We start from the raw sequence: 11460 nt of genomic DNA, 5'->3' as shown, positions 1-11460 counted from the left end.
AAAAGCAAAAAGTCCTTATGGGCTTATCCGTGGGGATATTTGGAGGGATTTTGGATAGCCCTGGGACTTCTTTTAGTTGGGTTTGGTTTACAAATTACCACATCCGGCTTTTCCCAAGCCTTATTAAAATGGCCTTACAATTTAATCTTCGGATTAGGTTATTTATTCCTTCTAGGCCTTACTTATTTTATACTTCGAAAACACCCGATCATGAAGTGGTTATCTGGGGTTCCTGCTTCCATTTCAGCCATCGGAATGGTTGGCATTTTGGTGCTAGTGATGGGCTTTACGGCTCAACAAGCCCCTGGAATGTCAGACCATAACCATAATAGCCTTCCTCATTTGTTAGGCTTTGATCGTATGACCACCTCATGGCCCTTTGCTCTTGGGCTTTTGTTCTTCCTTACCACCCTGGGATATGCTACCTTCAAAAAATCTTTTCCCTTTAGGAAAAAGAACATTGGTTTTTTCTTAAACCATTTTGGTTTATGGTTGACCATAGTAGCAACAACACTAGGAAGTGGAGACCTGCAGAGGCTAACCATGGACCTTTATGAAGGAAAAGTAGAATGGAGAGCAAGAAACGAAAAAGGAGAATTGTTGGAATTACCTCTTGCCCTTCAATTAAATGCATTTGACATTGAGGAATACCATCCCAAACTTGCCATCATCAACCGAAATACAGGTGAGATTCTACCTTCAGGAGGTGAACAAATCCTGCAAATTGAACCCGAGGGAACCAAAGGGAAGCTTATAGATTGGGAAGTAGAGGTAAGCTCCTTCTTGGAAGAGTCAGGATGGGTAGCAAGCAACCGATTTGAAACTGTAAATGAGGTTGGTGCTGCTCCTTCGGCCCTAGTTAAAGTCAAAAACCTAAAAACAGATCAAGAATTGCAGGGTTGGGTAAGTTGTGGAAGCTTCCGTTACTCTCCTACTTTCTTGGATTTGGATGATACACATAGTTTGGTAATGACCAGTCCGGAACCAAAAAAATTCAGTTCTGATGTATTGATTTATACCAAAAATGAAAAGAAAATCAATACTATAATAGAAGTAAACAAACCTATGAGTCTCAATGGTTGGAAGATCTACCAGCTAAGCTATGATGATCGCTTTGGGAAATGGTCACAACTCAGTATCGTGGAGTTGGTCAGAGATCCCTGGCTGCCTGTAGTTTATGCAGGAGTTGGCCTCATGCTCGCTGGTGCACTTTATCTATTTTGGTTAGGAAGAGAAATAAAAGCTTAAAAGATATATATTATGAAATGGGTTAATTTTGAATGGTATGCACTTATTAGCGTTATTCTATGGATAGCAGGAGTGCTTTTCACCTATATTAATAAGAAGAAATCAAATTTATCGAGTGTAATATACTCAATGGGAGTTCTGACTTTGGGAATATTCTTACTGATGCTATGGAACACCCTTGACCGTCCTCCCATGCGAACATTGGGAGAAACTAGGTTATGGTATTCTTTTTTCCTTCCTGTAATTGGATTGGCCACTTACCGAAGGTGGCAATACAACTGGATTTTAGCTTACAGTACACTGATGGCCATTGTATTTTTGGGAATAAATCTAATGAATCCAGAAACCCATAGTAAAACCTTAATGCCGGCCTTGCAAAGCCCATGGTTTGTACCCCATGTGATCGTTTATATTTTTTCTTATGCCATATTGGCGGCCTCATCTTTGGTAGCAGTAAAAGGAATCTATCAATCCTATACCGGAAAATTTGAATTAAAAACACTGCATATGGCAGACAATCTGGTGTATATAGGTTTTGGATTCTTAACACTCGGGCTTTTATTCGGGGCGTTATGGGCAAAAGAAGCCTGGGGACACTACTGGACTTGGGACCCTAAAGAAACCTGGGCCTTCATTACCTGGATCGCTTATTTAATTTACATACACTTTAGGGTACACCACCCCAAAAAAGAAAAAGCGGCTTTATGGTCTTTAGGGATCGCTTTCATTCTTTTGCTTATTTGCTGGTTTGGAATTAACTACCTTCCTGCAGCTCAAAGCAGTGTGCATACTTATAGTAGTTGATCTGCAACCTGGTCCTGGCCTCTTGTCCGGACCAGGTTTATTCCAATCTTTCATCTAATTTCTCACCATTCAAAAAAATCAATAAGCGTATTTAATTAATCTGAATTACAAACAAATAATAATTTGAATTAGGCAAACCATAAATTCAATTCCAATTTTCCCGGAATTTCAACAGAATCCCCTTATCAACCTTCTCCCTAAGCTGAAATCAAAACAAGTAAATAAAAGCAAAGTGGATAAAGATAGGAATAGCATAATTAATCCTTGGATTAAAGAATTAACAGAGAATCTGATTGAAAACGGGACCCACTATAACCTTGAATTTTTGGATAGATGATATTCAGACAAACTAAAAATTCCAGATTATTAATAAATTAAGACTCAGAATTATATTAATCTTTAAATTCATACATTTGAAGGATAAGTAAGACAGAAGTCATAATAAAAATTTCAGGAATTAAGAATAAGGAGGACAATTGAACATCTACCAAAATAACATCCATAAGTATAAGGCAGAAGTCTCAAAATTGGCTAAAGAATTAAACCAGCTTTCTACCATCAGGTTAATTGCTTTCTTATGCTCGATAGCCCTCATTATTTTTTTGGCAAATGAAAGATGGATAGCTTTGATTTTAACCGTAGGTCCTCTGTTGGGATTTGGTTTTGCTTTAATAATCAAGCGTTATAATAGGATTGCTTATTTAAAACGGCATGCCACCTTTTTAAAAGAAATAAATGAAAATGAAGTCTTAAAACTTGAAAACAAGCTATCAGATTTTCCTACAGGACAAGAATTTATCCGTCGTGATCATGCTTATGTTTCTGATTTGGATATCTTTGGATCCAACTCTCTTTTTCAGCTCTTAAACCGAACTACTGCAGAGTCAGGCAAAATATATCTGGCAAAATGGTTATCGGAACCTGCTTCTAAAGACGTAATCCTGGAAAGACAAAAAGCCATTAAAGAACTTTCTTCAAAGTTTGAATGGAGACAGGATTTCCAAGCCTCGGGGATGCACTTCCAAAACCCAAAAAGTGACTATAAAAAACTATTATCCTGGATCAAAACACCTGAGCAATTAATTCCCAACCAATCAAAATACCTTATTGCTACTATCCTTCTTTCTTTATCAGCCATATCCGCAACCCTATATTTTTTTCTTCATGCATATTCGCCGGACTGGTTTACAAAATTAATTCCACTGATTATTATTTTGACAGTCAATCAGTTTTTCTTAAGAAAAATAAGGCCTATTACCGAGGAAACTCTGGAAAAAACGCATCAAAACACCAAAATATTAGCCGGATACCAATCACTAATAAAGAAAATTGAATCAGAGAACTTTGATTCAGCATTACTTAAACGGCTCCAATCTGCTTTAAACCGAAACAAATACTCTGCTTCAGGAGAAATTAACCGGTTGAAAAATATACTAGAAATATTTCAACTCACAGGAAATAAAAGAACATCCATTGAGGGAAACAAATTTTATCTGATCTTCAACCTATTCTTCCTCCTTGATGTTTATTGGATCATTTTGACTGAAAAATGGAAAAGTAAAAACCGTGACCATTTAGATTCCTGGGTGTCTGCTATTAGTGAATTTGAAGTTTTAAGCAGTTTAGCGGGATTCTCCTATTCAAATCCATCATTTTCTTTCCCGGAAATAAAAGACGAGCCTTACAGCATCCAATTTGAAAAGCTGGGACATCCTTTGATAAACACTGAAATCAGAGTATGCAACCACTTTAATTTAAGTGGGCAAGGAAAAACTGCTTTAATAACGGGCTCAAATATGGCAGGAAAGAGTACATTTTTAAGGACATTGGGAGTCAATCTGGTATTGGGATTCATGGGTGCTCCTTGCTGTGCAAAGTCAGCTCAGATATCGCATATGAAAATATTCTCCAGTATGCGAACTCTGGATAATCTGGAAGAAGGAATCTCTTCTTTTTATGCGGAATTAAGAAGGATAGAACAACTTCTGGATTTAATAAAAAAAGGCCAACCCATATTTTTCCTTTTGGATGAAATGTTTAAAGGCACTAATTCAAAAGATCGACATAAAGGAGGGTTTTCTTTAATTAAGCAACTAGAGGAGCTTAACGCTTTCGGTATGATTTCGACTCACGATTTGGAACTGGCTATTTTAGCAAAAAATCAATCTACGGTTACCAATTACAGTTTTAACAGTGAAATTCGGGAGGGTAAAATGTCTTTTAACTACAAGCTAACCGAAGGCATATGTAAAGACTTCAATGCAAGTGAATTAATGAAAAGAAGTGGTATTAAGGTCCTTTCTGACATTGAAAAAATTTAACATGATCCTTTAGTTGCTGGAAACCTTTGATAAATCTAGGGTTAAAAGACACCTCGATTTTTGACAAATTTAGAACTGAAATAAAACATGGGGATAAAGAAGAGGAACCCTTAATAGAAGGGTACCACCAATCAAAGTTGATACAAAAAATGCGGGTTCCTTCCTCCTCAAAAAATTAGTTTTCTTTTGTAAATTGAACAAAAGGGGCATCAATCACATAGACCCAGTTCCCATTTTCTGTCTTTTCCAGAAGTTCAACTGCATCGCTTTCTCCCATTAACTCTCCTTCTGGAGACCGCAATTCCCAGTGGGCTTTCACTAATGCGATATTTTCGTTCTGGAAAATATTAGAAAAAGTATGTTTTAATATACTTGGTTGTTCCAGAAAAGGAGCTAAATTTTTCTTAATCTCGGTCCAACCAACTACGAATTTATCATTTCCATTTTCAGAGAAATACTTCGTTTTTTCTGTAAATACTTCCCCTATTTTATCAATATTTTGATTTTTCCAGGCCTCATGGAAAAGTTCTTCTACCATCTCTGGTGTTAATCCATCTCCAGTATCTATCCCTTTTAAAGCCTCACTTTTATAATTGCTTTGGAATGGAGCATCTATAACATAAACCCAGTTCCCTTCTTCGGTTTTCCGGAAAACTTCTAACGCCATATTTTCAGAAAGCAATTTACCATCCTTTAAAGATTTCATTTGCCAATGGTCCTTTCTTATGGCATAATCTTGATTTTCAAACACTATTACATCTGTATTCTCAATCACAGAAGGTTCTTGATCTTCAATAAAAGGAAGGAGCTGTTGCTTTATTTTCTCCCAACCTATTACGGGATCTCCTTCAGGAGGGTAAAATTTGGTTTTTGCGTCAAAATAAATTCCAAGACGATTAATATCCTGATTTTTCCACGCTTCGTGGAAACCATCGGCTACATCTGCAGGATTCTTTGCTGGTTGTACAAAGGTTGTCTTTTCCATTGTAGTATTCTTTTTTGTTGTTTGAGTAGAATTTTGATTAGAGTTGGAACAAGCACTCATCAGTAAACCTAGACTCAATAAGTACTCACTTGACTTTATTAAATAATTCTTCATGATTAAAAATTTAATTTGATGGTTTCCCTAACACCCAATAATCATGTCGACTTAGCAACAGACCTACTGTGGTGATAAATAAATAAATGTAATTATCATTAGTAGAAGCGAATTGGTAAGCGAAAACCAATCCGAAGGCCAAACTGATAAAGGTAAGACCACTACCTATCCAAGCCCATTTCAGTCGATAACCGCTAAATAGCCAGATGGCCAAAATGAATTCCACAAACATGATGATAGATGCATGGGAAGTAATGAAAAAATCGGGTAATAGAGAATGCTCAAAATAGGATTGTTGGTAATAGGCAATATTTCCGGATATTCCATTAGGCAACTTTATAATTCCGGCTGCCAAAAAAAGAGAACCTATGGCAATTCTTAACAATAAAGAGCTCCATTGTAATTCATATTTATAGGTTGTTGTAATCATTGCTCTGTCTTTATAGAATGTTTTAACTTTTCCATCGAATGTGATAAGTTTTACTAATTAACTGTTGGTTCCTGAATGAACTGTTCGTTTAATGATTTCCAGGGAATATACTTCACCCATTCTCCTATAGAGACCGGAGTTACTTTAAGAATACGATGGGCTTCATTGGAGGTAATAAAGCTATCCTCCACCTTTTCTAAATAGCGATAAATGTCCGCCACGGCCGCAGCAGCTTGATCTCCAATAGCCCCCTTTAATCCCGCTTCGAAATCATCAGGAGATACCGAAAGATAATTTACTTCTCTTCCAACCACATTGGTTAAAGCTTTTGCGATTTCAGTGCAGGTAATAGCCTTCCCTCCCAATTCAAAGGTTTGACCAATTAATTCCAATTTGGTAAAGGCTGAGGCGGCAAATCTTCCCAGATCGTTCAAACTAAGCCAAGACACTTTGACATTGGAGTTAATGGAATAAGCAAAAATTCCCTCATTCATAATGGCCGGAACTGACCAAGGTGCCGGAATATTATCAAAATAGATTCTGGGGTGAAAATAGATAAGAGGCAAACCAGAAGCTCTTAATAGCTGTTCTGCTTCAAATTTGATATCGTAGGGTACAACATTTAGAGCCTTTTCAGGCACCAACATGCTACTATTAAAAATAATCAGTTTAAGTGTGGACTTTTCAGCAGCCTTAATAAAGTTTCGCGTGTAATCTAACACTTGTTCCTTATCAAAAATAAGGGGAAGGGTAAAAAATACCCCATCCATTCCCTTAAAAGCTTGAACTAGACTTTCAACATTACTAAGGTTACCTGCAACTGCCGCTATTCTCTCTCGTTGAGGGTTGGAAAGGTTTGAAGATAATCCATAAACTTTGAAACCCGCTTTATTTAATTCTTCAGCAACAGCTCCTCCTTGGAAGCCTGATGCCCCTGTCACTAAAATATTTTCCATTTGAACTTTTGTTTAATTCGTTTTTACAAAAGTCCTAGGAAATATCTACTTATACTGGTTCATTTTTGTGGAAAAATGGTAGATTTATGTAATTCCGGTAATTTTCGAAATTCTTTAGGAGTAATACCAGCATGTTTTTTAAAGAACTTAGTAAAGTTAGAACTATCTTCAAAATTAAGCAGATAGGCAATTTCCGTTATGGAATTAGTGGAATAATACAGTTTTCTTTTGGCCTCAATGATAACCTTCTCAGCAATAATTTTAATGGTACTTTTGTTCAGCACCTGTTTTGAAATTTCTCCTAATTTTCTGGGGGTAATATTTAGTTTATCAGCATAAAAATTGACTGAATGAGACTCGAAAATAAATTCATCCATTAATTTCTGAAAATGATTAAATAAGGCTATTTGCTCTTTGGGAACTTGCTGTTCTTCCAATTGCTCCTGTTTTAAGAAATCCAATTTGTATAAAAGAAGTGATAAAAGAAAGGTTAAACCTGCCAGGCAATTGGATTTACTCCCAAATTCCAAAGCAAAAAGTTGATATAATAGCTCTAATTTAGTTTCCTCTTCCCCATGTACTTTAATTTCAGCAATGGTATTGAAATTACTAAAAGGTAAATTCGGATAATCATTTATAAATTCTTCATTAAATCGAATAATTTCTCCTTCTACATTTTGACTGGGAATAAATTGGTGAATTCTTCCCTTAGGAAAGAAAAAGAAAGCACTTCCTTTAACTAAAGTAACCTCCCCATCCAAAATAAACCTTATGGTACCTTTCTTTATCCAAATGATTTCGTTGTAATCCCGTTGTCTAGCGGGAAGAGGAGATTGACTCAATTCCTTAATAGCATTCGTATCAATTTTAAAATAGTTTATCATAATTTTTTTACTGCAATTTCATCCAACCCAGTCAGGAGATATCAAGTTAGTTAATCTAACTAATGGGAGAGAATATCATCACAAAATTACCAAAAGGATTTACGAATGATTCCTTTTCTAGTTTTTCTAAAGTGTATAAGTCAAATTCTAAATTTTAATTTGACCTTTTGAAGTTAACCCGAAAATGAATTAGTTCAAGAAATATTTAATCCGAAAAGAGGGTCTCCGATTTTATTGCTTTACGATTTTGTAATTCTTTTTTCACTCCGATGGAATGGTCTTTTAAAAAAATTGTTTTTAACAATAAACTAAACCAAAATGAGAAGTCTAAAAAAGGCACTCCGTATCCTATTAGCCATATTCTTCATCATTGGAGGGATCAATCATTTTTTAAAACCGGATTTTTATTTTGAGATGATGCCTAATTTTATTCCCTTTCATGGGATTATGGTATATGCTTCCGGAATACTGGAAATTTTATTAGGAATTGGTTTATTGATCCCAAAATTTAAGAATAAAGCAGCTTTGGGAATTCTTTTTTTACTAATTATCTTTCTAGTGGTACATATTAACGCATATTTTCACAATATTCCTGTTGTGGGTTCAGGATGGAGAATCCTTATGCAATTTGTGCTTATAGCATGGGCGTGGTGGTTAAGTGTCAACAAAGACTAAACTTTAATTTTTAATGAAAGCATTACAAATAACAGGATATGGAAAAGATATCCGAAATCACTTAAAAATTGCTGAGGTGAAAAAACCAAAAGCAAAAGCTGGAGAAGTATTAATAGAAGTACATGCTGCCAGTATTAATCCCATCGATTATAAAATAGTACATGGCCTCATGAAAATAGTTGAGAAACTGGATTTCCCAGCTCCCATTGGTTTCGATGTCAGTGGAACCATTGTGTCGGTAGGAAAAGGAGTTCAAAACTTTAAAGAAGGTGATGAAGTTTTCTCAAGGGTAGGTGCTGCCGGCACTTTAGCCGAGTTTGTTGCCGTGGATGCCACATTAATTGCTCCCAAACCTCATAACTTCTCCCATGAGGAAGCTGCATCAATTCCCCTTGTGGGCTTAACTACTTTGCAAACCATCAAATCGGCTATGAAGGCAAATCCAGGTCAAAAGATCTTAATTCATGCCGGATCAGGAGGGGTAGGCTCCTTTGCCATACAATATGCCAAAGCCTTGGAATTAAATGTAGCCACTACAACCAGCACCAAAAATGTTGAATGGGTAAAAGCATTGGGTGCAGACCAGGTAATTGACTATAAAAAAGAGAATTACTTGGAACTCCTAAAAGATCTTGACTATGTCTACGACACCTTGGGTGGGCAATACACCATTGATTCCTTTAAAATTCTCAAAACCGGTGGAAAAACGGTAAGTATTGCCGGGCCTCCTGATCAGGAATTCTCTAAAAACTTTGGGTTAAACCCAATTTTCAAATTCTTTATTTGGCTTGGAAATCGTAAAGTGTACAGAGCTGCCAAAGCAAAAAGCAATGCTTACCAATTCCTGTTTCTTAAACCTTCAGGTGAACAACTCGATGAAATCCGGAAACTAATAGAGGACGGCAAAATAAAAGCCATTATTGATAAAAAGTTTTCTCTTGATGAGTCAATCGATGCATTGGAATACCTTCAAAGTGGAAGAACTAAAGGGAAGGTGGTTGTTACGGTAAAATAGAAATAAAACATAATTTTCTCTCACAGTGTCGAAACGAATTCTTCAATGCTCGCCTCTCTTGTCCTACCCTGAAATAAATCCAAGAGGGGCGAGAAATTTCTTTAAAATTAAATCTTTTTCACTTGAACCGCATTCATTCCTTTCGGTCCTCTTTCCAGTTCAAAAGTAACTTTATCGTTTTCCTTGATTTCTTCCAAACAACCATTGACATGCACAAAAAATTTCTCCTGGGTCTCAAGTTCCTTAATGAAACCAAAACCTTTTGAATCATTAAAAAACCCCACTCTTCCTTTTCGTACAGAAGAAGTTTCATCCTCCACCATTTTGGGAACTCCAATTTCTATACTTTCAGCATCTATTTCCTTTTTTTTCTTGGTTGGATCAGGCGGAGTATCCGTTATATTACCGTTTTCATCGATATAGGCCATCATACTATCCAGTCCTCCACCCTGAGAGCTATTTTTCCGATCTTCTTTCCTCTGTTGTTTTTCTTCCCGCTTCTTTAAACGTTTTTTTTCTTTTTCTTTTTTGTTAAATGTTTGCTGTGATTTTGCCATCCAATTTTGATTAAATAATTTTAAAACAGTTCTCTCTTAACAGTCAGGTAGGGCTTAACAATACTAAATTTAGTAATCAACTTGCCCGAACAGAACCAAAAAATGGGGACAGTACTGCTGAGGAATTATTGAAAGGCATTCACCCAAATGTCATTTGACAAAGGTATGATAATTATTTAAACTAATTGATAAAAAGATTTTCTACTTGCAATTAATATAATAATATCAAGAAGAGAAGTCTAATTTTTAAAGTAGAAGAGTCAAAAAAATGAATTGGTCTCAAATATTCAAAAAATATGCATAAGTTTAATTTCCTTTCAGTTTACTTAGGTGATATTTCTTCCAGACATCCTTTATTGAATCCACTAAATAATTTATATCATCCTCGGTGTGGGTGGACATCAGACTAATACGAAACCTTTGCTCATTGATGGGAACTGCCGGATAACTAACTGAATTGATAAAAATATTTCTAGAATGGAATTCCTCGTTTAACTTGATTACATTGCCTTTTTCCGGAATTCTAATAACGACAATACCTACCTCAGGGGTGGCAGCAAACTCAACCATTGACCGTAATTGTTCTATTACTAACCGAGTATTTCTTTTAAGTCTACTGAGCAATTGGGGGCTTGATTCCTGAACCTCAATAGCTGAAAGGATGGATGCAACAAGAATAGGAGGCATGGAGGTGGAAAACATATACTGTCGGGAAAATACCCTTAAATAATCTATGGCAGCCTTACTTCCGCAAACAAACCCTCCCGTTAAAGAAAAAGCCTTGCTAAAAGATCCCATGATAAAATCCACCGAATCGATCAAATTAAACTTCTCACATGCTCCTTTACCGGATTTTCCCAATACACCCGTTGCATGAGAATCATCTAAAATGGTATAAGTACCATATTTTTTTGCAAGTCCAATGATTTTATCCAAACGGCAAGTATCTCCATCCATCGAATACAATCCCTCAAAAGCGATAAATGTATTTTTGTGATTATCCTTCAAGTTGATGATCAAGCGTTTCAGTTCAGTCATATCATTGTGCCTAAAAGGAACCCCAAGTGCCCCGCTTAGTTTTATTCCATCAATAAGTGATGCGTGACTGTATTCATCATATATGATAAGGTCTTTTTTGTTTAATAATCCACTGATGAGTCCTAGGTTTGCACAATACCCACTAGAAAAAAGCAATGCGTCTTCCTTATTTTTTATGGAAGATACTTTCTTCTCTAATTCTTTATGAATGGAGGTATAACCGTTTAGTAAGGGTGGTCCTCCTAGCCCTATCCCATATTTTACTATTTTTGATTGGATTTTCTGTAGGAGAGAATTATCATTTGCCAACCCCAGGTAATTGTTGGAGCCAAACATATACATCTTCTTTTTTTTCCCTGTATTACGATCAAAAATATCTACAGTATTAGATGCAGGGGATAACAACTCCCTCATATAATAATTTTTAGTAGCC

At 36.0% G+C, this 11460-nt stretch carries 11 protein-coding genes; 5 read left to right on the top strand and 6 right to left on the bottom strand.

Translation table 11 applies throughout. From position 1 onward, the window contains the following. The 3 genes from E1171_RS16855 to E1171_RS16845 all read left to right on the top strand — a co-directional run. A partial coding sequence (locus E1171_RS16855; RefSeq protein ID WP_222931528.1) for a cytochrome c biogenesis ResB family protein occupies window positions 1-1248 on the top strand: 1248 nt, incomplete at its 5' end. Between the two features lie 12 nt (window positions 1249-1260). Beyond that, window positions 1261-2052 (top strand): cytochrome c biogenesis protein CcsA, encoded by a 792-nt coding sequence (ccsA, locus tag E1171_RS16850; protein WP_155207223.1) that lies wholly within the window; start codon window positions 1261-1263, stop codon window positions 2050-2052. A gap of 476 nt (window positions 2053-2528) precedes the next feature. Then, complete coding sequence (locus tag E1171_RS16845) at window positions 2529-4373, top strand: MutS-related protein (protein WP_155207222.1); 1845 nt, start codon at window positions 2529-2531, stop codon at window positions 4371-4373. Between the two features lie 175 nt (window positions 4374-4548). Here the strand turns inward: E1171_RS16845 and E1171_RS16840 are convergent, their stop codons facing one another. Genes E1171_RS16840 through E1171_RS16825 form a run of 4 tightly spaced genes read right to left on the bottom strand, consistent with a single transcriptional unit; the run spans window position 4549 to window position 7742 of the window. Further along, window positions 4549-5472 (bottom strand): YybH family protein, encoded by a 924-nt coding sequence (locus E1171_RS16840; RefSeq protein ID WP_155207221.1) that lies wholly within the window; start codon window positions 5470-5472, stop codon window positions 4549-4551. Window positions 5473-5482: 10 nt separating this feature from the next. Beyond that, window positions 5483-5902, bottom strand: coding sequence for a MauE/DoxX family redox-associated membrane protein (locus E1171_RS16835; RefSeq protein ID WP_155207220.1), 420 nt, complete (start codon window positions 5900-5902; stop codon window positions 5483-5485). Between the two features lie 53 nt (window positions 5903-5955). Then, window positions 5956-6858 carry an SDR family oxidoreductase gene (locus tag E1171_RS16830; RefSeq protein ID WP_155207219.1) on the bottom strand — a complete coding sequence of 301 codons (903 nt, stop codon included), beginning with the start codon at window positions 6856-6858 and terminating at the stop codon, window positions 5956-5958. Between the two features lie 59 nt (window positions 6859-6917). Continuing rightward, window positions 6918-7742, bottom strand: a complete 825-nt coding sequence (locus tag E1171_RS16825) for an AraC family transcriptional regulator (protein ID WP_155207218.1) — start codon at window positions 7740-7742, stop codon at window positions 6918-6920. Between the two features lie 318 nt (window positions 7743-8060). Between E1171_RS16825 and E1171_RS16820 the strand changes: the two genes are divergently transcribed. Together E1171_RS16820 and E1171_RS16815 are read left to right on the top strand one after the other, a co-directional pair. Further along, the gene (locus E1171_RS16820) at window positions 8061-8417 is read left to right on the top strand and encodes a DoxX family protein (protein WP_155207217.1); all 357 of its coding nucleotides are present in this window, start codon (window positions 8061-8063) and stop codon (window positions 8415-8417) included. A 13-nt stretch (window positions 8418-8430) separates the two neighbouring features. Next, the gene (locus E1171_RS16815; RefSeq protein ID WP_155207216.1) at window positions 8431-9432 is read left to right on the top strand and encodes an NADP-dependent oxidoreductase; all 1002 of its coding nucleotides are present in this window, start codon (window positions 8431-8433) and stop codon (window positions 9430-9432) included. Window positions 9433-9539: 107 nt separating this feature from the next. Here the strand turns inward: E1171_RS16815 and E1171_RS16810 are convergent, their stop codons facing one another. Then, window positions 9540-9989: a cold-shock protein gene (locus E1171_RS16810; protein WP_155207215.1), complete on the bottom strand. Its 450-nt coding sequence runs from the start codon at window positions 9987-9989 to the stop codon at window positions 9540-9542. Between the two features lie 306 nt (window positions 9990-10295). Beyond that, window positions 10296-11460: aminotransferase class I/II-fold pyridoxal phosphate-dependent enzyme (locus E1171_RS16805; RefSeq protein ID WP_222931527.1), on the bottom strand; the 1165-nt coding region annotated here is incomplete at its 5' end.

Source organism: Xanthovirga aplysinae, from assembly GCF_009711365.1.
Taxonomy (GTDB): Bacteria; Bacteroidota; Bacteroidia; order Cytophagales; family Cyclobacteriaceae; genus Xanthovirga; species Xanthovirga aplysinae.
Note: the sequence above shows the minus strand (reverse complement) of the source record. Positions and strands in the feature narration are given on the sequence as shown.

What these genes read in the sequence shown, in the direction of transcription:
- ccsA (WP_155207223.1), top strand. Translation starts at nt 1,261, where the DNA reads ATGAAATGGGTTAATTTTGAATGGTATGCACTTATTAGCGTTATTCTA.
- E1171_RS16840 (WP_155207221.1), bottom strand. Translation starts at nt 5,472, where the DNA reads ATGAAGAATTATTTAATAAAGTCAAGTGAGTACTTATTGAGTCTAGGT.
- E1171_RS16835 (WP_155207220.1), bottom strand. Translation starts at nt 5,902, where the DNA reads ATGATTACAACAACCTATAAATATGAATTACAATGGAGCTCTTTATTG.
- E1171_RS16830 (WP_155207219.1), bottom strand. Translation starts at nt 6,858, where the DNA reads ATGGAAAATATTTTAGTGACAGGGGCATCAGGCTTCCAAGGAGGAGCT.
- E1171_RS16825 (WP_155207218.1), bottom strand. Translation starts at nt 7,742, where the DNA reads ATGATAAACTATTTTAAAATTGATACGAATGCTATTAAGGAATTGAGT.
- E1171_RS16820 (WP_155207217.1), top strand. Translation starts at nt 8,061, where the DNA reads ATGAGAAGTCTAAAAAAGGCACTCCGTATCCTATTAGCCATATTCTTC.
- E1171_RS16815 (WP_155207216.1), top strand. Translation starts at nt 8,431, where the DNA reads ATGAAAGCATTACAAATAACAGGATATGGAAAAGATATCCGAAATCAC.
- E1171_RS16810 (WP_155207215.1), bottom strand. Translation starts at nt 9,989, where the DNA reads ATGGCAAAATCACAGCAAACATTTAACAAAAAAGAAAAAGAAAAAAAA.